18 protein-coding genes and 1 pseudogene are annotated in these 23,518 nt (G+C 59.5%); 12 read left to right on the plus strand and 7 right to left on the minus strand.

Features of this window, described 5'->3' with window-relative positions; translation table 11 throughout:
- Positions 1 to 1,509: 1,509 nt before the first annotated feature.
- The 3 genes and pseudogenes from DDF78_RS12400 to DDF78_RS02600 all read right to left on the minus strand — a co-directional run.
- A pseudogene (locus tag DDF78_RS12400) lies at positions 1,510 to 2,484 on the minus strand (serine/threonine-protein kinase); the annotation flags it as partial.
- Between the two features lie 169 nt (positions 2,485 to 2,653).
- Positions 2,654 to 3,736: an IS3 family transposase gene (locus DDF78_RS02595; protein WP_237564516.1), complete on the minus strand. Its 1,083-nt coding sequence runs from the start codon at positions 3,734 to 3,736 to the stop codon at positions 2,654 to 2,656.
- Positions 3,733 to 4,095: a hypothetical protein gene (locus tag DDF78_RS02600; protein WP_152580082.1), complete on the minus strand. Its 363-nt coding sequence runs from the start codon at positions 4,093 to 4,095 to the stop codon at positions 3,733 to 3,735. The genes DDF78_RS02595 and DDF78_RS02600 overlap by 4 nt, the downstream gene beginning before the upstream one ends.
- Before the next feature lie 602 nt (positions 4,096 to 4,697).
- Here DDF78_RS02600 and DDF78_RS12060 point away from each other — a divergent pair.
- From DDF78_RS12060 to DDF78_RS02635, 8 genes are all read left to right on the plus strand, one after another.
- Complete coding sequence (locus DDF78_RS12060) at positions 4,698 to 5,099, plus strand: hypothetical protein (protein ID WP_237564517.1); 402 nt, start codon at positions 4,698 to 4,700, stop codon at positions 5,097 to 5,099.
- Positions 5,096 to 5,326 (plus strand): hypothetical protein, encoded by a 231-nt coding sequence (locus DDF78_RS12065; RefSeq protein ID WP_237564518.1) that lies wholly within the window; start codon positions 5,096 to 5,098, stop codon positions 5,324 to 5,326. The genes DDF78_RS12060 and DDF78_RS12065 overlap by 4 nt, the downstream gene beginning before the upstream one ends.
- A gap of 60 nt (positions 5,327 to 5,386) precedes the next feature.
- A complete protein-coding gene (locus DDF78_RS02610) occupies positions 5,387 to 5,743 on the plus strand; it encodes a carboxymuconolactone decarboxylase family protein (RefSeq protein ID WP_152580083.1) in 357 nt (118 codons plus the stop codon).
- An 87-nt stretch (positions 5,744 to 5,830) separates the two neighbouring features.
- On the plus strand, positions 5,831 to 6,229 hold the full coding sequence (locus DDF78_RS02615; protein ID WP_152580084.1) for a cupin domain-containing protein: 399 nt from the start codon (positions 5,831 to 5,833) through the stop codon (positions 6,227 to 6,229).
- 142 nt (positions 6,230 to 6,371) lie between these two features.
- The gene (locus DDF78_RS02620; RefSeq protein WP_152580085.1) at positions 6,372 to 7,259 is read left to right on the plus strand and encodes an aldo/keto reductase; all 888 of its coding nucleotides are present in this window, start codon (positions 6,372 to 6,374) and stop codon (positions 7,257 to 7,259) included.
- Between the two features lie 110 nt (positions 7,260 to 7,369).
- Positions 7,370 to 7,981, plus strand: a complete 612-nt coding sequence (locus DDF78_RS02625) for a MerR family transcriptional regulator (protein WP_202613182.1) — start codon at positions 7,370 to 7,372, stop codon at positions 7,979 to 7,981.
- 108 nt (positions 7,982 to 8,089) lie between these two features.
- Positions 8,090 to 8,950 carry an aldo/keto reductase gene (locus DDF78_RS02630; protein WP_152580086.1) on the plus strand — a complete coding sequence of 287 codons (861 nt, stop codon included), beginning with the start codon at positions 8,090 to 8,092 and terminating at the stop codon, positions 8,948 to 8,950.
- 328 nt (positions 8,951 to 9,278) lie between these two features.
- On the plus strand, positions 9,279 to 10,316 hold the full coding sequence (locus DDF78_RS02635; RefSeq protein ID WP_152580087.1) for a glycosyltransferase family 2 protein: 1,038 nt from the start codon (positions 9,279 to 9,281) through the stop codon (positions 10,314 to 10,316).
- Positions 10,317 to 10,571: 255 nt separating this feature from the next.
- Here the strand turns inward: DDF78_RS02635 and DDF78_RS02640 are convergent, their stop codons facing one another.
- Together DDF78_RS02640 and DDF78_RS02645 are read right to left on the minus strand one after the other, a co-directional pair.
- A complete protein-coding gene (locus DDF78_RS02640) occupies positions 10,572 to 13,547 on the minus strand; it encodes a glycoside hydrolase family 3 N-terminal domain-containing protein (RefSeq protein ID WP_237564519.1) in 2,976 nt (991 codons plus the stop codon).
- A gap of 156 nt (positions 13,548 to 13,703) precedes the next feature.
- On the minus strand, positions 13,704 to 15,086 hold the full coding sequence (locus tag DDF78_RS02645) for an ATP-binding protein (protein WP_152580088.1): 1,383 nt from the start codon (positions 15,084 to 15,086) through the stop codon (positions 13,704 to 13,706).
- Positions 15,087 to 15,553: 467 nt separating this feature from the next.
- Between DDF78_RS02645 and DDF78_RS02650 the strand changes: the two genes are divergently transcribed.
- Together DDF78_RS02650 and DDF78_RS02655 are read left to right on the plus strand one after the other, a co-directional pair.
- On the plus strand, positions 15,554 to 18,052 hold the full coding sequence (locus DDF78_RS02650) for a glycoside hydrolase family 3 C-terminal domain-containing protein (RefSeq protein WP_152580089.1): 2,499 nt from the start codon (positions 15,554 to 15,556) through the stop codon (positions 18,050 to 18,052).
- Complete coding sequence (locus DDF78_RS02655) at positions 18,049 to 18,675, plus strand: GtrA family protein (RefSeq protein WP_152580090.1); 627 nt, start codon at positions 18,049 to 18,051, stop codon at positions 18,673 to 18,675. Before DDF78_RS02650 ends, DDF78_RS02655 begins: the two co-directional genes overlap by 4 nt.
- Positions 18,676 to 18,856: 181 nt before the next feature.
- Here the strand turns inward: DDF78_RS02655 and DDF78_RS02660 are convergent, their stop codons facing one another.
- Positions 18,857 to 20,191: a GHKL domain-containing protein gene (locus tag DDF78_RS02660; protein WP_152580091.1), complete on the minus strand. Its 1,335-nt coding sequence runs from the start codon at positions 20,189 to 20,191 to the stop codon at positions 18,857 to 18,859.
- On the minus strand, positions 20,188 to 20,907 hold the full coding sequence (locus DDF78_RS02665; RefSeq protein ID WP_152580092.1) for a LytR/AlgR family response regulator transcription factor: 720 nt from the start codon (positions 20,905 to 20,907) through the stop codon (positions 20,188 to 20,190). Before DDF78_RS02665 ends, DDF78_RS02660 begins: the two co-directional genes overlap by 4 nt.
- A 443-nt stretch (positions 20,908 to 21,350) precedes the next feature.
- On the opposite strand from DDF78_RS02665, the gene mscL reads away from it, so the two are divergent.
- Positions 21,351 to 21,776, plus strand: coding sequence for a large conductance mechanosensitive channel protein MscL (gene mscL, locus DDF78_RS02670; protein WP_152580093.1), 426 nt, complete (start codon positions 21,351 to 21,353; stop codon positions 21,774 to 21,776).
- Positions 21,777 to 22,250: 474 nt separating this feature from the next.
- Positions 22,251 to 23,264 carry a helix-turn-helix domain-containing protein gene (locus DDF78_RS02675; protein ID WP_152580094.1) on the plus strand — a complete coding sequence of 338 codons (1,014 nt, stop codon included), beginning with the start codon at positions 22,251 to 22,253 and terminating at the stop codon, positions 23,262 to 23,264.
- Positions 23,265 to 23,518 lie beyond the last annotated feature (254 nt).

Genomic DNA, 23,518 nt, shown 5'->3' on the forward strand with positions numbered 1-23,518 from the left:
CCAGCCAAAGCCGCCGGCCGCGCCCAGCACTGCGGCGCTTGCCGACCAGGTGCCTCCGGGCAGCAACAGGATGGGCACCGCCCAATTATGCAATTGCACGTACACTTTGGCGACCGGCAACGGCACAACGAGTGCGGCCACAGCCGTGATCAGCGCCGACGATACCAGCAGCAGCGCCGCGTGGCCGAGGGCTGCGGGCAGGGCTTTGACGATATGCCAGGGCAGCGTGGCCAGGCGCAGCGCGGTGTCACTGCCTTTGCGCACTCCCCCGCGCCTGGCCTCGCGATCCAGCTGTGCGGACTCGTTGAAGCCGGCGGCGAACAGCATCCACAGCAGCACGGTAACGGTGATTAGCACTATGACGGGCATTCCGGCCATGAGCAGCCCCACGGGAATCGTGAGCATCCACAGTGCGATGCGGCCGCGCGCAAGCGTCTGGGCGCGCCTGATATCCGCAGGGTTGGGAGGCATGACTTCCGGAGCCGCAACGACTGGCTGCTGGATGCCTGCCAAATCTGGCGTGGGTGCCTGCGCTGCTGCTGGCGCTGCAGTCGCCGATGCTGTCGATGCGGGGACGAATCGGGGCGCGAACTCTGGCGTGGGAGCTGGTGTTGATGTAGGGAGGACTGAAGTTGGGGCGAGTACCTGTGCATCCGCAGCGTTCGGATATGTTGCGGCAGACGATGCCAGTGGAACCGTCAGGGGCATAGTTACCGATGGTGCGGTAGTCAATGGCACTGTGTTTAACGGAACTGTGGCTTGCGTCATGTCCTGCGCGGCGGGCGATGGTGCAGTAGGGGTGGTCGTGAACGGTGCAGTCGCGGTTGGCAGCGGCACGGTGGCCGATAATGCAGCGATCGATGGCGCTGCGGCCTGCGAATTGATGGGCGTGGTATCTGATGACACGAACTGCGTGGCTGCTTCATCAGGTGCTGCGAAGGCGGTCGAGCGACCTGCCAGACGTTGTAACGCTGGACGTGTGGCGGGGTCGATTGCCGTCGTAGGCATAGCGGCATCGGCGTTATCCGGATTGCTGCGGCTTGCAGCGCGCAGATTGACGGTTTCCTCGCCCTGCGGATTGGGTATGCGTGCGAAAGGTGTCGTGCCGTCTTGCCGCAGAGAGACTGTGGGCGCTGCTGCAGATTGCTGCAGCGACGTCGGCACGGTACGTGTTTCGCCGTCCTGATTCGCAGGCACCAGCATCGTCGGCGCTGCATTGCTGCGGCTTGCAGTTGGCGTGTCAGTATGCGGCAGCAGTTGCGTCCCGGCGTCGTCACGGGGCCACAGCGAGCGTAGATTGTCCGGATTGACGGTCAGCGACGGCATGGCGCGAGTTTCGGCCTCCGGGCCGAAATCGCCGGACTCAAAAGGGCGCATCGCCCCGTTTCCCTGTGGCTCGTGCCCTTGCAGTCCTTGCTGCCCCTGTGAATTGCCGCCGTTCGGGGCGAGCTGATTGGTCGAGTCGGCGCTCTGACTGTTCAAGTCGCCCTGCCCGTTCAAGCCAGCCGAGCCAGCCTGCGCATCCTCCCACGCGAAGGGATTGAGTGCATCAAGCGAGATTGCGCGCAGCAGCTCATCTGGCGAATTGCGTCTGTGCGGATTCGGGTTCAGTGCCGTGCGCAGGGCGGCCATCGTGCCCGCTGGCAGCCCGGTGAGATTGGCATTGCCGGAGGCCTCGCGTTCCAGCACGGCCATCATCGGCTTCGTGCCGAACACCGGGTAACCGGTAGCCGAGAACGCCAGCACCGAGGCAAGTGACCACCAGTCGGTGGCTTCGTCGGATTCCGCGCCATCGATGATTTCCGGGGCGATGAATCCAGGCGTGCCCATCACCAACCCAGTACGGGTCACATGGCTTTCGCCCTCCCCCATCGCGATGCCGAAATCCACCAGCACCGGCCCGCTCGCCGAGATCATCACATTGGTCGGCTTGATGTCGCGGTGCACGATGCCTGCGGCATGCACCGCTTTGACCGCGTCAATGAGCTTGCGCGCCAATCGTTCCAGATCGTCGCCGGTGTACCGGCCGTTCGCGTCGACGTCCTGACGCAGATTCTTGCCCTCGATCAGCTCGGTGACGATGAAGGCCAGCGAATCATCAAGCTCCATATCCACGATGCTGCATACGCCCGGATGCCGCACCTTCTGCAGCGCCATCGCTTCGCGGCGCAGGCGCTCGCGGGCCGTGAGCTGGTCGCGCTCGCGCCCTTGCCCGCCGCCGGAGCCATAGCCGCTGCCATCGGCTGTCTGATTACCGCCGTCACCTATTTCATCATCGCCCGGCCCGACTCCCATCCCGTCGTCCGAACCCTCCTCGACAAACGAATCGCGCAGTATCTTCATCGCATAGGTCTGCCCGCCCCCGTCGCTCACCCGCCAGACGGACCCCATGGCACCGCCGCCCAGCCGCGAGACCAGCTCGTAGCCGCCCACAACCTCGCCAGGCTCCAGATTCATCGCGTTCAGATCGCTCATGCCTCCCATCCTAGCCAGTCCCGGTCAACGATCTCGTGCTCGGGCTGCACTCGCAACACTTCCCGGGATTGCGTGCTCCAACCGAACTCACTCACTCCTGCCCTTAGCGTCACAAAAGGGGCACTACTCCATACCGACGCTGGTTGTCAATCTGGTGTGAACCGGTTGGTTGGTTTGGTTAGCTCGCTAGGAGTTCTGCGAGGGTTGATGGGCTGTGGGTTTTGTTGTTTGGCGCGAGGTTCAGCGTGACGGTGTTTGGCGGGATCTTGATTTGCGGCGGGTGCGCATATCGTTCGGGGTGTGTTTGGTAGAGGCTGTCGAGAGTAGCTTGCCGGGCCTGGGCGGCAGCGAGCCAGGTTCCATCGAATACCGAGGCGGGGGTGAAGCCCGCGAGCCCGCAGTGGTGGTGCTGATGGTTGTAGATCTCTACGAATTGCCCGAACCATTCCTCGGCTGCTTGAATGCTCTCGAACGCGCCGGGCCATGCGGGAGAGTATTTCACGGTCCGGAAAAAGGACTCGCATTGGGCGTTGTCGTTGCTGACAGAGGGACGGATTAGCGACTGGGCGATGCTGTTCCTGGCGAGGAGCTCCTTCATGCGCTTGGAGGTCATCGCCGCGCCGTTATCGGAATGGACGGTCCTGAGGGCTCCTTGGTGCGCCTGGATCACCTGGCGCATGAGCCGCTCGGCGACGAACTGGTCCTCGCGCTCATGGATGGTCCAGCCCAGTATCATCCGGGAGAACAGATCGATGATCAGGTACAGGGCGTAATGCACTCCCCGGAACGGCCCGGGAAGGTAGGTGATATCCCAGCACGCGATCTGGGCGGGGCCGGCCGCGACCAGCACGGGGGCCCGGCGCGGGGCGCGAGGGCCCCGGGAGCGCTTGGATCCGGTCGCGGCCGTGGCGATGCCTTCCTGGCGCGCGACCCTGTGGTAGCTCGATAGCGATGCCACGACTTCCTGCTGGTCGAGATCACGGTAATACGTTTCCTCGATGCTGACTCCCGAGGCGCTCAGGCTCTCTATGATCCGGTCTTTCTCCGCCGCCGTCAGCGCTGCGGGATGGGAACGCCGGCGATGGGGAACCGGATCGATCGCCCGGGGCCTGGGAGAAGTGCGGTAATGGAAGGACGCCTTGGACAGGCCGATCAGTTTCAAGGCCTGGTTCTGGGAGAATCCCGCGCCAAGAAGATCGCTGATCAGCGTGTTCTCGAGCGCCAGCCCGTTCTCGTATTGTGTCTCCTGCGCGGGACTCAACGCGATTCGTCCTTGTCTGAGGCGACGCCATGCTCCCGCAAGACGTCGATAGCTTTTCCCAGGCAATCAGCGGCAGTGCGCATCCTTTCCAGGTCAGCGGTCGTTCTCTCGAGCTCGCGCTGGAGGCGCCTGATCTCCGCGACATCTCTTTTCGTCATGGAACCAGTATGCCGGGGAACAAGGCCCGCGCCGAGATCCCCGTCAGCCAGGGCGCTCTTCCAGGAACTCATCTGATCCCGCGTGATCCGGTGCTCCTCGAGATACGCCCCCTTCCCGCCCCGGGGCGCGCTCAGATACGCCAGCACATGCTCGCGTTTCTCCTCGACAGAAATCCCTACACTACGAAACGACTCAGTCATGATCTCCTCCTCCCGAGAATGGTTCACAACCAGACTGCCAGCCAGGGGACTGCCCCTTTCGTGACGCAAACCCCCGGTCTAGCGTCACAAAAGGGGCATAATGCACCAGTACTTATCCACAACACGCCGAGAGGCCAACCCTTCGACCACATTGCCGTGTTTTCATATGCTGCGATGGCGATTTTGGATAGCGTCATGGTATGAGACGTCATGATGTGGTTGAAAAGATTATTGCTCAGGCGGAGTCGCAGGGTCGATTCTTCTCAGGGACTACCCCGGCAGAGCGCAGGGCCATGATGCGCCGCGTGCATGCAGGGGAATTGCTCTGCGTATATCGCAATGTGTATGCGCGGGCGGAGCATGTGCGCACGCTTAACCCCACGCAGCGTTCTGTGCATCTTATACGAGCCTTGGCTCTCCTACATCCTGATTGGGTATTCGCTGGCATAAGCGCTGCAGCCGTCCTTGGACTTGAGCACTCGTGGTCGCTCCATCGCGACGGGTTTGTCTATATTGCTGCACCGCACTCAGTCAACACAAACCGTCATCCGAAATTGAGATGTATCCATGCCCCCGTCGTCAGACCGTATCGATGCGGTGGTGTGCTGGTCACCTCCCCTGCGCAGACGCTGGTGCATTGTGCGGCTCGCTATCCGTTCATTCATGCGATGCCCATGGTCGATTCCGCGCTGCGGCAAGACCTGACGAAGAAGGACGCCGTTGCGGCGACGTGCGGTCAGGTTGTGAACCGGAAAAGTGTCGATGTGGCTGAGGTGGGCATGCTGCTGCGCTATGCCGATCCTTTGAGTGAGAACGGCGGCGAGTCGTTTTGCCGCGCGGTGACTATCGAGGAGGGGTTCCCGTCACCGCAGCTGCAGCAGGAGTTCGTTGACCCGCGCAATCCTTCAGTCATATACCGCGTCGATTTCGTGTGGTATTTGCCCGACGCCGCATCATCGTGCTGGAATACGATGGCGCGGGCAAGTACTCCGATACGCAGATGACACAGGGGCGCGGCGTTCGGCGGATTGTCCACGAGGAGCGCGAGCGGGAGGCAGCGTTGCGGCGCGCAGGTGTGCACACGATTATCAGGACGGATTTCGACGAGGTGAGCAAGCGAGTCGGGCTGGTCGCCAAACTTGAGCAGGCGGGCGTGCCAAGGCTTGGTGCCGATGCGCGAATGGCTGCATCAGCGGCTGGACCTGCTGTATTTGACTTCGAGCGGGCTTGAAGTCGTAGTCTCGGGGCTATCGGGCCGGATAGGCCGGCTTCGCGACGGAAGGATGTTGACATGGCTAAGAAACAGACGGCAGGGCGTGAGCGATTAGGCGCATTCGCACCGCAGTTCGCGGCGTTCAATGATGATGTGCTCTTCGGCGAAGTGTGGAGCCGCGAGAATGAAATGTCGGCGCACGACCGCTCGCTGATCACGATTGCGGCGCTTATCAGCACGGGCAACACCGAGCAGCTTGGCGACCACTTACGCATCGGCAAGGGCAACGGCATCACGCGTGAGGAGATCGTGGAGGAGATCACGCAGCTGGCGTTTTATACCGGCTGGCCCAAGGCCTGGTCGGCATTCAACCGGGCCAAAGAGGTCTGGGGCGAGTCGGAAGAGCCGGGCGGTGAGACCAGCGGGGCTGAATAGGGCTGAGCTTTCCGCAGCGCATGCGCAGAGCTCAACCAACATGGCAACCAGACGCAACCAGACGACAACCCACACAAAGGAGCCATCATGAACAATCCCAGCGCATTCCCCATCGGCGAGCCGAACAACGCATACGCGCAGTATTTTGACGGGCAGAGCTATCTGGCGCCGCTCGCATCCGACAGCACTGTGCAGGTGAGCAACGTGACTTTCGAGCCGGGCTGCACCAATCATTGGCACATTCACCACAAATCCTGCCAGATTCTACTGGCGGTGGGCGGTCGCGGCTGGTACCAGATCGAGGGCCAGCCGGCGCATGAGCTCAAACCTGGCGAGACGGCCTACATTCCGCCGGAAACCAAACATTGGCACGGTGCCTGCGCTGACGAGCCCTTCGCGCATATCGCCATCATGGCCCCGCAGGAAGGCGCGTGGAACGAATGGCTCGAACCGGTCGACGCCAAGGCATACGCCGAGCTTCGGTAGGAACTGCTGCGGGGCAAGCTGAGACCAGTTGGGCCGCATCGTGTCGCCTCGCCGCAGCGCTCGACAAGGGCAAACGCACACAATCACGCAGGATTACAGATACGGGATTACAGATAAAAGGGCACGAAATGAAGGAGCAACTATGGAAACGGTGACGTTACGCAATGGCGTGGAGATGCCGGTGCTGGGCTACGGCGTGTATCAGGTGACGCAGGAGGAGTGCGAGCGCTGCGTGCTGGATGCGCTGGATTGCGGCTATCGGCTGATCGATACGGCGCAAAGCTATTTCAACGAGGAGCAGGTCGGCGCGGCGATTGCCAAGTCGGGTGTGCGGCGCGAGGACATCTTCCTGACGAGCAAGGTTTGGCTTGAGCATTATGGCTATGATGCCGCGAAAGCGTCGGTGGAGGAGTCCATGCGCAAACTGGGCACGGACTACCTCGATTTGATGCTGCTGCACCAGCCGTTTTCCGATGCCTATGGGGCGTGGCGCGCGTTGGAGGACCTGTATGACGCAGGCCGGATTCGCGCGATTGGCATCTCGAATTTCTACGTGGACCGCATGGTGGAGTTCGCGAACTTCAATCGCATCGTCCCGATGGTCAACCAGATGGAGACCAATCCGCTCAACCAGCAGAGCGAGTTGCTGCAGTGGGCCGGCAAGTACGGTATCCGGCTTGAGGCGTGGGCGCCGTTCGGCGAGGGGCGCGGCGGACTGTTCGAAAATGAGACGCTCACGAAAATCGGTGCCAAGCATGGCAAAAGCCCGGCGCAGGTGATGCTGCGCTGGAACATACAGCGCGGCGTGATCGTGCTCCCCAAATCCACGCACCGCGAACGCATGCAGGAGAACATCGACGTGTTCGACTTCACGCTGAGTAACGAGGATATGGCGGAGATCGCCGCGCTCGACACCAAGACGAGCCAGTTCTTCGACCACCGCGACCCGGCGATGGTCGAATGGTTCGCGCGCATGGTCGAGGAGCGCAAGCGCAACCACGACGGCGCATCGGAAAAGAAGAGCTGGTAGAGCCAAAGCCGCATGAAAGCTGTTTCGTTCGGCCTTATTTGGTGCTGTGCCTCCTCTGTCGGTTGACCTCCGATTGACTTCAAGTACTTGAAGTCAATACGCTTCACGGTATGACCATGACTGATGAGCATGCTGACGAAGGCACTGACGCGCACGCCGCTGAGAAAACAGCTAAGAACAGCGCGTGCGGCAATCCTGCCGATGCGATTTGCTCGGCAGATGCACTTTGCCCTACGGCGCAGGCATCAGGCGATGCCCGCTTCACGCGCTGGCACTCCATCCGCGAGGCTTCGGCGTATTCCGGACTGCCGGAAAGCACGCTGCGCTACTACGAGCAAATCGGCCTCATTCCGCTCATCGCACGCGACCCAAGCTCTGGGCATCGTGCCTGCACCGACGATAATCTGCAAGCGTTGTCGACTATCGCGTGCCTGAGCGCCACAGGCATGTCGTTGACGCAGATGCGCGATTACATGGCGAACCGGTCAAACGGCGACGAGGGCGCACAGCGAGAGATTGAGCTGCTTCGTGGGCAGCAGGAGAAGCTTGACGAGGAACGGCGATTCCTTGCGGTTCGTTCGGAGTACGTTGCCTTGAAAATCCGCTACTGGCAGGCGGTCAAGGCAGGTGACGCTGATCAGGCAGCACGCATCGGCAGCGAGGCATCGGCGAAAATCAGCGCATTGCGGCAACGCGGTAGTGCGACGACCCAGACGGAATGATTCAGGCCAAATCAGCTGGGCGACCTGTGTTGAGCGTGTAGTGAGCGCACTCAACCAATCCAATCAACTCACTATCACAACATCCATCAGGATAAAGGAGCAAACATAATGTCGAACATGCTGAACGAAAGCTACACGCTGTCCAACGGCGTTACCATCCCCAAGCTTGGCCTGGGAACGTGGCTTATCGATGACGACAAGGCGGCGCAGGCAGTGCGCGACGCGGTCGCAATCGGCTATCGCAACATCGACACCGCCGAGGCCTACGGCAATGAGCGCGGCGTGGGCGAGGGCATCCGCACCTGCGGCGTGGATCGCAAGGACATCTTCGTCTCCACGAAGCTTGCGGCGGAAATCAAGGACTACGACGGTGCTGCTGCGGCCATCGATGAGTCGCTGCGCAAGGCCGGATTGGATTACTTCGACCTCATGCTCATCCATGCGCCGCAGCCGTGGAACGACTTCCGCGGCGGCGACTACGCCGAAGGCAACCGCACGGCTTGGCGCGCCCTCGAAGATGCATACCGAGCCGGCAAACTGCGCTCGATCGGCGTCGCGAATTTTATTGAAGCGGACTTGGAGAACATCTTCGCAACCGCGACCGTCACTCCGCAAGTCAACCAAGTGCTGGCCCACGCGGGCAATACGCCATTGGATTTGATCGACTACTGCCAGTCGCACAATATTCTCGTGCAGGCATACTCGCCGATCGCGCATGGCGCGATTCTGCACAATCCGCAGCTCGCCGCGATGGCGGAACGGTACGGCGTGAGCGTCCCGCAGCTGTGCATCCGCTACACGCTGCAGCTCGACACACAATCGCTGCCCAAGACTGCGAATCCGGAGCACATGCGCGCCAATGCCCAGGTCGACTTCGCAATCAGCGGCGACGACATGGATGCGCTCAAAGCCCTCGATGCCAAGGACTACGGCGAGGACGCCGCATTCCCCGTGTTCAGCGGCAAGTAAGCGGTTTTGGCAGTTTAGGCGCTGGGCGGCAGCACACGCAGCCGTCGTTTTGTGCAGGTCATGTGCCTCAGGGTGCAAATCAGGGATGTTCAGGGTCGCTAGCCAAGGTGGAAGTGCTATCTTGGCAAGCGGACAGGCAGACAGAGCCGGGTCGGGTGTTGCAGCAACACGTCTCATACCGAGTCCCGGAAACGGGGCGACGCAGAGGACGGGGGTTTCGGCTAGGCTTTGCGGCTGCCGGGTCAGACAGACCTCGGGCAACACGTCGGCGCCCAGCGCGGCGAGACGGTCCGAGAACGTTCAGGATGGCATAGCGACCGGGGAGAGTATGCGGCAGAGCACGCGCAAGACAATCAGCTTCATTGTGCCGGCGTTCAATATGGACGAATATCTGGACCGCTGCGTCGGCTCGCTGGTCGCCGCGCAGTCGGTTGACGACATCGAGGTCATCATCGTCGACGACGGCTCGAGCGACGCCACGGCCCAGCTCGCGGACGTCTGGGCCGCGAAGATGCCTGGCATCGTATGTGCGATACACCAACCCAACAAGGGCCACGGCGGCGCAGTCAACACCGGCGTCGCGCATGCTCGCGGAGCATACGTCAAAGTCGTGGACGCGGATGACTGGGTGGGGGCGGACGCCTTGGAGCGCGTGCTTGAGGTGCTGCGCGGGCAGCAGGGCAGCGAGAATCCCGTCGATCTGCTCATCACCGACTACGTGTACGACAAGGTCGGTAAGCGGCACAAGCACGTCGTGCGCTTCGACAACGTGATGCAGCCCAACGCAAGGCTTACGTGGGACGACTTGGGTCGTTTCGGCGTCTCGCAATACTTGATCATGCACTCGATCACCTACCGCACGGACGTCCTGCGCCGCTCGGGGCTGCGGCTTCCGGAGCATACGTTCTACGTTGATTTCATTTACTCCTATCAGCCTTTCCCGCAGGTGCGGACGCTGATGTACCTCGATGTGCCGTTCTACCATTATTTCATCGGCCGCAGCGGGCAGTCTGTGCAGACCGACGTGATGATTCGCCGCGTCGATCAGCTGCAGCTGGTCAACCGCGCGATGGCCGAGGCCACGCCCGAGCCGGATATGGTGCCCGAGGGGCTGTACCGCTACATGATTCACTTCCTGTCAATCAACAGCGTCGTCACCAGCGCTTTCCTGATTCTTTCGCGGGACTCGCGCAACTATGCGGCCAAGACCCGGCTCTGGCAGCGCATCGACACGATGTCGCCGGCCATCGGCCACGACGTGCGCCACAAAGTCGTCTCCCGCGCCATCAACCTGCCCGGCAAAACCGGCCGTTTCATCGTCCGCCAAGGCTACCGCGTGGCCGAGCACATCGTCGGCTTCAACTAAGCGGCAGCGCGGTATGGGCTGGCTTGTGCCGGGCACGTTGACTGCATCATTTGTGCCAAGTACTAGCAGTATTTGTCATGAATGATGCATAGCCCGAATCCTCACTTAAATTCCCGTGAACAAGATAACGCCTGTGGTGACCGGTTTCACAAACACAATTTGTGAAACCGGTCATCACAGGCGTGGCAAGGGGAACGCTGATTCAGACCATATGCGGCATACAACCTGAATCAGAGACCATGCAGAGAGACAGAATCAATGTTGTTCCTGCTGTCCGGGAATGTCGTTCCTTCGTTTGAGATATTTCCTGACAATGACTATCTCAGCGCCGATTATCAGCACGGCCGCGATGATGTTGACGATGAAAAGCATCGTTTTCCACATCGGCGTTTTGACGGCAACGCTGTCCGCGTCATAAGCGCCGCTATTGACGGTGGCGTACAGGATATGCTTACTCGCGTTGCGAAGGTGCATAACAGATGAGGGGTTGCTCTTATCATTTACCACGTTCGGACCGTTGCCATATGTGGAAAGCATTGCGTCGACCCCATTGGGGAGGGCATTGTCGGCGTTCATGAATCCACGGCCGTCTTCACCGAAAGAGTCTGTAAGAGCCATGCCGTTGAAGCCCCACTCATCGCGCATGATGGTGTTTACCCATCCTTGCTCCCCTGACCACTTAGGACCGAGGAAACTCCACGCGACCATAGTCGCATCGGCCTTGCCATCTTTAACGCTCATCTCGAATGGCCGAAGATAGACTTCGCGGGCCGCCTGCTCCGTTGACCAGACGCTCACCATCATCGCGTTGGAGTCGTATAGGGCGAAGTGCTTGATATAGGCGTACACGCCTTTGTCTTTTGCTCCGGAAACGACATTGGACGAGATTGCTCCGGCAAGCTGCCCGTCTTCGGAATAATATTCGAAGTTTCGGCCGCCGATGGCAGTACGATGCGTGTTCATCGCAGGCGCGTACCATCCGACGATTCCCATTTCGCGAGCCATTTGACCCATTACTTCCCCGAATTGGTGGGCGAGCTCGGTGTTCCATGTATTGGCCAGCACCACGGCAATCGGGAAACCGATTGAGCCCTGCTTGGTGAAGTTATTGTTGATGGCAGCAGGACCATCAACATCTGTAGTGGCGACCTTGCCGATGGAATCTATGGCAGGCGTCTGGAAACCTGCGAGAGAGGTCAATTTGGACATGTCATCAACCGACATCTCATCCAGAAGCTTGCCCCAGCGTGGATCGTCAGCCTTCGCGCCGCGCAAGTCCTTGAGCTTGATATTATTTTTGGCATTCGTGACGGGCATGGTCGCGTTCTTGTCATCATATGTTCTGGGATTAAAATTCTTATTGACATGATACTGGGCGACGTATTTCTGCGCTAGGACATCGCTACTAGGCGCTGCCGTCGCGGCGGCGAAGTTGGCGAAGTGATCTCTGCGTGACAGATAGGTTACATCGCCGGCTATCTCAGCGATTTTATTGGTGGCCGCTATCTTATCGCTCGTGCGTGGGTTATTCTTTCCGTAAGTGATGGAATCGCCGACCGTATAATCTCGGGAGCCAAGTACCGTGTGCGAATCAGATTTAATGGCGATTTGGTAGTTGCCTTTTTCGAGGATATAGCTCTTAGCCTCCTTGTCATCATATGAAGCGAGCTGCTCAATCGGGAATGTGATGTTTATTGTCTGTGATTCGCCGGGTTTCAGATCTTTTGTCTTTTTCAAGACGATGAGATTAGCTGAAGCCTTTTCTATGCCTCCATTGGTATAAGGCGGATTTGAATAGACTTCCACGGTATCTTTGCCTGCCACAGCACCAGTATTTTTCACGGTGACATCAAAAGCGAGGTTTTTCCCGTCTTTGGTGATGTCGCCCATGTGCTGACTGAACTTCGTATAGCTTAATCCATAGCCGAAGGGGAATTGGACTGTGCTGTCGTAGTCGATGGCGCCTTCGGAAGCTGCGGTTTCATAATATTTATAACCAACATAGATGTCTTCCACATAGTTGGTAAATGATGGTGCCAGATCGAAGTAGACGCCTTTTGCGACTGGAAGATGCAGCGCCATATTTTGCATGTTGGTGTATTTGGTGGCAGCGGCATTGTTGTACCAAGGAGCTTTCCTCATGTCGTACAAGAAAGTGTCCGTCGTACGGCCCGAAGGATTGATTTCGCCCTTGAAGATTTTGCCAAGAGAGTCGAAGCCAACATTGCCTGGCGCAGGAACCCAGAGAGCAGACTTGATTTGCCGGTATTGGTTCAGGAAGCCGAGTTCCATGGGGTTGGAGCCATTGTACAGGAATATGACTTTGTCGAAATTGCTGCAGACAGTATCGATCATGTCCTTCTCTGTCTGCGACGGTTGCAGGTAGCTTTCGCCCGGCTTGAAATCCGGGTAGTCCTTGGAATTGTTGTTATAGGCGACTTTGCTCATGTCTGTGGGCATATCGTTGTAGCCTTCGCCGCCGACTCGGGCCAGCGTGATGACTGCGGTGTCTGAAAATCGTTTGGCATCGTTGATGACTTTGTCGCTGTATTGGCTTTTTGTGGCTTCGGGGAGCGACCAGCCTTTATTGAAGGTGCCATTTGAAGAGTCTCGGCTGCCCATTTTCTTGTAGAGGTTGGTCAGCTCATCATTGGTTTTGAAACCGGCTTTATGCAGTCCATCCGTAAGCGATTCGATTTGGTAATTGGCATTGATGGCACCAGAACCGGTACCTCCATACACGGGGTTCTCCGAAGCCCATCCGAACAGGTTGAGCTTCGAGGTATTCGCCAGCGGAAGCAGATTATCGTCGTTTTTGAGTAGGACGAATCCTTCTCCTGCGATAGTGCGTGCCAAGGAAGAGGCCTTCGCAGTGGTGGCAGCAGAGACCTTCGCGTTTTTAGCGGTAGTAGTTGACAAGTTGAGCAGAGTCGACATAGGTCCTGTGAGAATCATGCTGACTACTGCCACCAATGCAATCACTGGCACGACGATGGCATTGGCTCTGATGAGTTTCCTGAGAGGAGCATCTATTTTTCTGACCGCTATCGCGACAATCATTGCGACGATAACGATGACTGCAAATACAACGAGATACCATTTTATGGATTCGAAGACGCCTATGACGTCCGACCATGCTATTCCTAACATTTCTTCTTCCTTGCAGTTGTGCTTAGGCGCACCCATCTTGGCCGAACTGTCGTTGTTGCGACCAACCGGGTGAATAACCATCTGTGGTTATTACTTTCTGCGTTTACCTCAGCATAGAGGAGCCGTTGAGGCGGACGATTAAGGCAGGCACAGGCTGTTATTTTCCAAGCATGTTTTGCTGTTTTGTCGCCGCCGCTACGCAGCTTGAATTCGGTAATATCTTGGCGCTTACTTTGTCTACACCGGACTCGTCGTCACCGTGAATGCGGCATCGCGTTCGTTCACAAGATTCGGGGCCGCCAAATCGCAGATATCGCGCAGGCACCATGAGGCGTAGGTCGGCAGGTAGGTGATTTTGCCATCGCGCATCACGTTTGATCGCGACAGCACTATGCCGTGCGATACGTGGCATGCTTCGTTAGCCAGTACGGCGTCAATCGCCGCGTGCGCACGGTAGGTTCGACCGGATTTGACCTCGAAAGGCATGACGGAGCCTTGTTCGGTATCGGCGATGAAATCGACTTCGCCGCGCTTCTTCGCCATATAGTAATACAGCTCGATGCCTTGCGCGGCAAGCTCCTGCGCGATGAGGTTCTCGTACAATGCGCCGAGGTTCGGCGAAGGATTGTCAAGATACGCCGCCTGCGCGGTGGATGTGGGGTAGCGCGCCATGAGCATGCCGATGTCGGACTGGTACAGTTTGAATTTCGGCGATTGCGATGTGCGCCTCAATGGCGATTTCGGCTCGGTGACGCAATTGGTTTTCAACGCTACTCCCGCATCGCAAAGCCACAGAAAATCCTGTTGATTGCGCGCATAACGTGCCCCTTGGCCGATTGAGGATACGGCAAAGCGGCCAGTACCGTCAACGAGTTGGGCCGGCAGCTGGTCGAAGATCTCCTGCGTCTGTAAAGCGCGATTCCCGGCGTATTTCGAGATATCAAGACGATATTGACGATTGAGCTCCTGCTGCAATGCCCGTACAGCAGCTAGGTTGCCGCGCTCGTCAAGAAAACGCTGGACCACTTCGGGCATTCCTCCCACGACAAGATAGGAGCGAAGATTCGTCATCATCGCATCGTGGATATGCTCGTCAACCGGGGTGACGCTGCGGCACGATTCGCGAATCGTATCGAGCGTCGTTTCCTGCACGCCGATTGCCCAGCAGAACTCTTCGAAATCCATCGGACGCATGGTCTCTTCCGTCACGGAGCCTACTGGGTAGGAGCGCACGCCTTTGAGTTCGGTGCCGAGCATGGAGCCAGAAAGCACATAGTCGAACTGGCCGTCCGCAACCAAGAACTTGACCATGGTCATGATGTCGGGCTGCTCCTGTACCTCGTCAAGGAATATCAGTGTCTTGCCCGGTTGCATCGGTGCCGTGGCGAACAGGGCGATGCGGCTGATGAAGTCCTGCACATTGTCGGCTGCAGCGAGGGCGCGAGCGGCTGGCCTGTTCTCGTACAGATTGATTTCGACGAATGACTGATATTCCTGCCTGGCGAACTCCCGTATCACCGTGCTTTTGCCGATTTGGCGGGCTCCCGTGAGGAACAACGCCTTCCCTGTATGCGCGCGTCTCCATGCGAGCAGATGGTCGGTCATTTTTCTGCGCAGCATGCCTATATTCCTGTCACTATGGAAAGCCTTGGTATCATTGGTGTTTACCAGCATAATGTCAAAAATGGACAAGTTCAAAACGGCGATTTCGTTCAAAAATGCAGAGTTCAAAACGGCCAATCTGTTCAAAAATGCAGAGTTCAGAATTGCGCAGTCAAGATTGTACACAGGCCGCGAATGGAACCAATAACCAATTGCGCGACCGATTGTGCGGGCGAACGGACAGGTTGTGCAGGAGCATGGTCATGTCGGCGGCGGCGCTGTTTAATCGTAGTAGCGGCGAACGTATGTAAATGGCAAGCGTTGCGGTCGCAGTAATCTGTGCGGCGGTGAATGGTTGGCAGCTCGTGCGAAGACGAAACCGTAGCGTGTTGCGATGTAGCGACGTGACGGGGTAGTGGTTCGCTGTGATTGCTGGAGTGACGGCGATGCTGGACGATTGCAGACAGGAACGCGAAGGAGGAGCAATGAATCTCGAGGAGCTTTCGGTTGAGGAGCGGGCGGCGCTGCTGTCGGGCGGCTCGGAGTGGGATTCGCGCGGCAATAAGAGGGCTGGGGCGCCGAGTTTTGTTATGAGCGACGGGCCGCATGGGGTGCGGCGTCAGCTCGGCGAGGGCGATCACCTCGGGCTTGGGGCTTCGAAGCCAGCGACCTGCTTCCCTACGGCCGGGACCGTGGCCAATTCTTGGGACCCTGATCTGGCCGAAGAGATGGGCCGGGCCTTGGGGCGCGAGGCGCACGATCTTGATGTGAATGTGCTGCTTGGACCGGGTATGAACATCAAGCGCAACCCCTTGTGCGGCCGCAATTTCGAATACTATTCCGAAGATCCGCAGGTGGCTGGGCGCATGGCGTCCGGGCTGATCAAGGGCATCCAGAGCAATGGCATCTCGGCCTGCCCGAAGCATTTCGCGGTCAATAGCCAGGAGCTGCGCAGACAGGCGTCCAATTCGGTGATTGACGAGCGTACAATGCGCGAACTGTATCTGACGGCCTTCGAAATCGCGGTGCGCGAGGCTGCGCCGCACGCCATCATGACCTCCTACAACCAGATCAACGGCGTGTATGCGCATGAGAACAGACACTTGCTGCAGGATATTCTGCGCGATGAGTGGGGCTTCGATGGCATGGTGGTCTCGGATTGGGGCGGCTCCAATTCGGCTGTTGCCGCAGCGAAAGCGGGTGGTTCGCTGGAAATGCCATCGCCGGGCTACACTTCTGTACGCGAGCTGATTGCCGCCGTGAAAGCCGGCGAGCTGCCTGAATCCGATCTCAACGCACGCGCGGCCGAGGTCGCCAAAATCGCGCAGCTGACCCGTTTTGAAGGCGTCGGGCGCGACGATTTGCTGCGCGATGATATCGCAGCCGCGCACCACGACGTGGCCCGCACCGTCGCCGAGAACTCCTTGGTGCTGCTTAAGAACGACGCTGTGCTGCCGCTGCAGTCCGGAGTCCGTTTGGCTGTTATCGGCGACATGGCTTGCACGCCGAGGTTCCAGGGTTCCGGCTCGTCCAAGGTCAACGCCACGCGCGAGGAGAATCTGCTCGACGAGCTCAAGGCGTGCGCAGGTGTCACCGTGGCGGGCTACCGGCAAGGCTACGAGCGGCAGGGGGCGCACAATCCTGCGCTGGTCAACGATGCCGTTGCGCTGGCCGGCCGGGTCGATGTGGATGCCGTCATTGCGGTCGTCGGGCTTGATGAGCGCAGCGAATCAGAGGGTTTGGACCGCGCCACTATGGCCATGCCGCAGGCGCAGAACGAGCTTATCGCCGCGTTGAAAACCGCCGGCAAGCCGATTATCGCCGTGCTCGTCGCCGGTTCGCCGGTTGAGCTGCCGTGGCTTGACGACGGCATCAACGCGGTGCTGTATGTCGGGCTTTCTGGTCAGGCCGGGGCCTCGGCCGCCGTGCGGGTGCTCACCGGCGCGGTCAATCCGTCCGGGCATCTGGCGGAGACGTGGCCGCTGCGCTACAGCGACTGCCCGAGCGCTGGGTGGTACCCCGAGACTGGCCGAGACGTGGTCTATCGCGAAGGCCCCTTCGTCGGCTATCGCTATTACGAAACCGCGCACGTCCCGGTCCGCTTCCCCTTCGGCTACGGACTGAGCTACAGCGATTTCACTTACTCCGGCTTGAGTTTTGACGGGCGCGGCGTTGATGGGCACAGTGTTAATGAGCGCGGCTTGGACGGGCGCGGCGTGAGCTTCGTGGTGACCAACGATTCCGACATTCCCGGTGCGACCGTCGCGCAGCTCTACGTTGCCGGTCCTGCCGGGCCCGAAGGCGGCGTGCTGCAGCCTGCGCGTGAACTCAAAGGCTTTAGAAAAATCCGCCTTGGCGCTCACGAAAGCAAGGTCGTGCACATCGCCTTCGATCGCTACACCTTCCGGCATTACGATGTTGCCGCCGGAGCCTGGCGCACGCAATCCGGGCGGTGGACGCTGATGGTCGGCACGAATGTCGAAGATCTGCCGCTCACGGCCCCATTCACCGTGACCGGCGACGACAAGCAAACCGTGCCAACTGATACAGTGCCCGCCGACCACGCGCTCGGCCATTATCTGACCGGCGACGTCAAGCATGTCACCGATACCGAAGTGGCTGCGCTCTTCGAACATGAGGTGATTCCTTCAAGCGCTCCAAGCGTGTTCGGCGTCAATGACCCGATCTCCTCATGGAAGGATTCCAAAGGCTTTGCGGCTCGCACCATCGCGCGGACGCTGATCAAACGCGAGGCGAAGATTCGCGAGAAAACAGGCGCGCCCGATCTCAACGTGCTCTTCATCCTCAACATGCCGCCGCGTGCGATGAGCAAGATGACGCAAGGCATGGTCGACTCTGCGATGGTCGACGCCGTCGTGCGTATAGCCAACGGGCACACGTTGCGAGGAGCCGGCGCCTTCATCGCGGGATTCTTCCGCAACCGCCGCGCCAACAACCGCCTAGCGAAGGAGCTGAGATCATGAGGGACACGACAGGCAAGGAAGCGGAGCAAGCACCATCCGCAGGCCTCGCCGATGACGGCAACAGCAGCGTGGCGAGTGAAACGCAGGCCAGCGACACCCCGAAGCGTGCCACCCCGAAGCGCGGCGGTGCGATTCGCGCGTGGATTGACGCCCATCCGAACATCTGGGAGTTCATTCTGTTCAATGTGCTCTCGAACATTTCGACAATCACGCGCTTCGTGGTGGCATGGGTCGGCACAGCCGTCTTCGTCTCCGCGATGGGACTGACCGCGCCCTTCAGCTTCCTCATCTTCAACTACACCTCCGCGGGCTCGCACGGCCTAGGCGGATTCCTGACCTTCCTGCTTGCCGAGGTGCTCGCGCAGATCGTGAACTTCATCGTGCAGATGAAATGGGTGTTCAAATCCGATTCCAGCTTCGCCGATGCCGCTTGGAAATATGCCATGCTCGCGGTGCTCATCGTCGTGGTGAATCTGGTGCTGCCGGGCTACGTGACCTCGCTGTGCATCGGCTGGGGCATGAATTCGGGCGTCGCCGCGACCGTTGCCTCGGTGGTCAACACGCTGCTGGCGGTGATTGTGAGCTATCCGCTGCTCAAATTCTGGATTATGCCGAAGAAGTAAGGCGGGCCCAGTTCACACTTTTTGGCGGTGTCAGAAAAAGTGTGAGCCAAACGCACAATTCGTGTTTGGTTCCACAGCGTAAGCAATGTTGAAATTCTGCCATTTATACGGCAGGAAGTTAACATTTTCTGTGTGCGACTGACTCACACTTTTTGACCACGCTTGAAAAAGTGTGAGTCGATTACTGCGGCAGCAGCACCGTGAGCATGAACCAGTGGTCCTTGGCTTGTATCGACACCTCGCCGCCGTACTGGCGCGCGACGTGCTGGATGGATTTCACGCCGAATCCGTGTCCCCGGCGCTCGCCTTTGGTCGTGCGCAGGTTGCCGTCGGCATCCTTGCGCAGCGCGGAATCGTAGTAGTTCTCGATGCGGAGCACAGTGAAGCGGTTCTGCGCGTAGAGCGCGAGCCTGATCAGCCGCTGCTGCAGGTCATCGAGTCGCGACGTGGCTTCGATCGCATTGTCGATGGCGTTGCCGAACAGCGTTGCGATGTCCATCGAGGACATGGAATCCAGCAATTTGCCGTCGGCCACTGCGGTGAAGGTGATGCCGCGCTGCGCGCAGGTACGCGACTTCGAGGTCAGAATCACGTCGAGCACCGGATTGCCGGAATGCTGCTGCGCGCTGTATTCCTGCACCGAGGCTTCAAGCTGCGCGAAGCCCTCGTTGAGGCTGTTCGGGTCGGTGCTGCTCGAAGCCTCCGCGCGCAGCACGGCGATCTGATGCTTGAGATCGTGAGTCAGACGCCCCATCGATTCCAGATTCTCTTTTGACTTGAGATACTCCCGATGCTGGCTTTCCAGCCGCGCGTCGATGGACGCCAGCTCGGCATTGGTCGTCAGCCGACGCGACTGCACCTGCTGGGCATAGAGAATCGCAAAACCGCACAGGTCCACCAGCGTGCGGATATAGAAGACCTCCTGCCCCACGCTGCCCGAGAACGGCGTGTTCGTGGAAACGAAGCTCAGGTTGCTCATCGCAAAGGTGACGATGGTGATGGCCACGGTCGCCACTGTCGAGGAGGCGGCGGGAACTGTGGGCTTGCTGCGGCTGAAATTGCCGCGTTCCAGTCCCCATGCCAAGCCGAAGCACACTGCGTACACCGCCAGCAGCATGCCGATCGAGATCCACGGACGGTCCTCGTCATGCATATCGATATGTAGGAAGGTGGCCAGTTGCCAGTGCAGCGAAGCGACCAGCTCGGCCAGCACGAAGGCCCGCGCGTTGATGTAAAGCCCCTCGCGCTTGCCGGTGCGCCCGCCGAGCACGATGATCAGGTACATGCCGGCGAAGGCCAGCAGCATGCCAAACACCCACAGCAGCCGCGGCAGTATGCCCGCCAGATACTGCACGGCCACCATCGCAGGGAGCCCCAGCGCAAGCACGAGTGCGGTGCGCGGCGGCGAGGCGCGCCGGTAGATGATCGAAAGGTACGCCACGCAGGCCAGCCACTCGCAGACGGCGGTGTAGAGCCGCGGAATATCGGGCAGGGCGTTCGTAATCGTGTCGTTCATCGCAGACCGCCGCCCAGATACTCCGTCAGTGTCGTCAGGAACGCCTTCTTGCGCGGTCGGCTTACACGCAGGCGCTCGCCGTTGGTCATGACGCAATCCTGCCCCTCCACCGCGCTCACATGCCGCAGATTGACCAGATAGCAGGAATTGGAGCGGAAGAAGTGCTGACCGGACAGGCGTTCCTCAAGCTGCGTGAGCGTTCCGGATATCGAGATTTTACGGCTCGCAGTATGGATGATGATGGTGTGGCGGATGGATTCGCAATACAGGATGTCGGCGAGTTCCAGCCTGATCCGGTCGGCCCCGGCCTCGACCAGCATAGAGCCGCTTCCGTGACTGCGCACCGTGGCGATCGAGCGCTTGAGCTCCTGACTGAACGCGAACCACGGCACGGGTTTGAGCAGGTACGACAGCGCCTGCACCTCGTAGCCGCTGATGGCGTACTGCGGCGCAGCGGTGATGAAGACGATCACGACATCGCTGTCCTGCTGGCGGATGGCGCGCGCGGCGTCCAAGCCATTCATGCCGGGCATTTCGATATCCAGCAGCAGGATGTCGTAGATCGGCGTGTAGCTGCTGACGAGCTCGGAGCCGTCACCGAATGCCGAGACGATGAAACGCTCGCCTTCCTCATGCTGGTAGCGGTTGAGATAGTCAAGTATCGTCTGGCAGGCGGCCGGGTCGTCTTCGGCCACGCCGACTCGAATATCGCGCATTTCGCCTCCGCAGTGGTTATGACAATCTACGTGCCGTTCGGGGCCGCAGTGTCGTATGACATCCTTACATCAGTACCACAGCGTATCTCAGTACCGCATTGTGCCTCAGTGCCAGTGTCGGTGCCACACCGTGCCTCGTATCGACGTACCATCGATTCAGTACTACGGTAGCGCGGATGCGGGCAAACGGCATGGCGTTGCGCCCACGAGCGTGGCTGCGACCGCAATCTGTCGATTTCGCGGCATGTTCTGCCTCGGTTTCGGGTCGGTTCTATGTCGATTTCGCCTTTGGCAGCGATGTTCGGATGAGCCGCATGGAGTGCGTCGACGGCCTTGCGAGGGCGCAGCTGCACCGGCAAAGCGGTGCGTTACAGCGCCGTAGCCACCCTTCGCGCTACGCTGATGGGTGAAACAACAATCCAATGTATGTACAAGGAGAAGAAATGCTCGACGGATTCAAGAAGTTTATCGCCCGGGGCAACATGGTTGATATGGCAGTCGGCGTGGTTATGGGCGCCGCCGTGACTTCCGTGGTCACCGCAATCGTCGAAAAGGTCATCAACCCGCTGATCGCGATGATCTTCGGCAAAGGGGATATGAGCGGATTGCTGGCGTTCACCGCCAACGGCTCCACGGTGTCCTTCGGCGCGGTTCTTGGCGCGCTCATCAACTTCCTGGTCGTCGCTGCAGCCGTGTACTTCTGCATCGTGCTGCCGATCAACAAATTCCGCGATATGTCCGCAGCCCGGCATGGCGTGGAGGACGAGGAAGAGGAGCCGCTCAGCCCCGAAGAGCAGACTGTGGCCCTGCTGCAGGAGATCCGCGACGAGCTGGCCAAGGGCAACAATGCGGGAAGCATTCTGAAGTAAGTCGAGTAGGACGGTTCGTCCGGGGCCGGTGCGCCCCGGAGCATTGGCTATCCGTTATTGGTGATTCGTGATGAGTCACGGCAGGGGTCTCGACGTATGTGGGCGTCGGGGCCCCTGCGAGTTGTTTGACTGATATATCTCTCGTATTGTGCCGCCATCACTTGTTGTGTCGGCCTTATTGCGCGCGGTGCCGTCTGCGCCGCTGCCTCCCCGCGTGGCATTCCTGCGTGGCATTCCGCTGCGGCGTGGCACTCTCCAGTATGCCTCGGGTGAAACCATGCCGATGCGCCGAGATTACAATGGATGTAGGCTTGCTGACCGCATTCATAACAGAGGGTGTGCGCATGCATCGTGTAAAGGCACTGGTGCAGACACGCCGCGCAGAAGGTACTGTGTGGAGGTGCCGCACACGTGTCCCGCGATCGCCGGCTGAGTTCTTGTGTTTGCGAAGATGCTTACGCGTCGGGGGTTGGAATGGCTGGTTATGGGGATTCCCGGGACGAATCCGATGCTGTCGTTTTCGAATCCGTAAAGCTGCAGCCGCGCGCCCAGCCAGGAGCGCTACGCGGCGATGCCTTGCGCTATGTGAGGTACAGGGGAATCGGCAGTGGAGATTTCGAGCGCTTCAGAGTGCTGAACGAACGCGATGCGGATATTTCGAACATCACTGTTCCGCAGATCAACGATGGCCTGCGCATGACGCTCCATATGCTCGCTCGGCGCGAGGCACGGTTTATTCATACCATGGCACCCGAGATGAAGGTCGTCTGGTCACGCAACAAGCCTTCGTACAACGTGGCGATGTTGTTCCTGTGCATGCGCGGCGGCTACGAGGTGCTGGCACCGCAGTCCCGCTTCGTGCGCGAACCTGGGATGACGCTGATCCTTCCGGGCGCGGAACCCATCGAGTACCGCATGATGCAGCCGGTGAACGAGATTGTGCAAATCGTCCTCAATCCGCGGCTGTTCATGGATATTCTGCCGGGCTTTCCCGCCTGCGCCTCTGCCGCGCAGACGCTTCCCGCCCTTGATCAGCGCGTGCTCAGCCCGCTGATGGAGTATGTCGCCAGCAGCTGCGTCATCTCCAGCCAGCATCCGGCTGCCGCCGAGGACGTCGGCTTGGCGATGTACGCCACCGCGCGCAACGTGCTGCTGACGACGTTCGGGCAATTGGCGCATGCCAAGAGCTCGCTGTACACGCAGGCGATGGAGTACATTTTGCGTCATCAGACGGATCCCGGCTTAATCCTCGCCCATGTCGCTCGGTACTGCGGCGTAGCTTCGCGCACGATGCAACAGGTCTTCCGCGACGAGGGAACAAGCTTCACCCGTATGCTGCAGCAGACGAGGGCTGAGGCCGCTTTGCGGCTGCGCGGAGACCATCCGAGCCTGACGTTGTCGCAAATCGCCGAGCAGTGCGGTTTCGGTTCGCTGTCCTCATTGTCGAGGGCGCTCAGGGCAGCAGACAAGGCGATGGATGCGCGCTGAATAATGCGTTGACGCCGGATGGCGCAGGTGCCGGATACATACGCGGATATATGCAATGACGAACTCGGGTGTACCGGTCATGTCACTTTGCGCAGTTCAACCGCCACTTCGCGCATACGGGCTTTGCGAGCCGCAGACTCCTCTTTAATGGGGATCAGGAAAGGAATTCATTCCCTAGGCGACGGTGCTGGGCAATGACGGTGCCGGGCAATAATGGGCAGTCGTGAATGACGGTGAATTCCCTATGGGAGGAG

Origin of the sequence: Bifidobacterium tibiigranuli (assembly GCF_009371885.1) — a bacterium.
GTDB classification, from domain to species: Bacteria; Actinomycetota; Actinomycetes; order Actinomycetales; family Bifidobacteriaceae; genus Bifidobacterium; species Bifidobacterium tibiigranuli.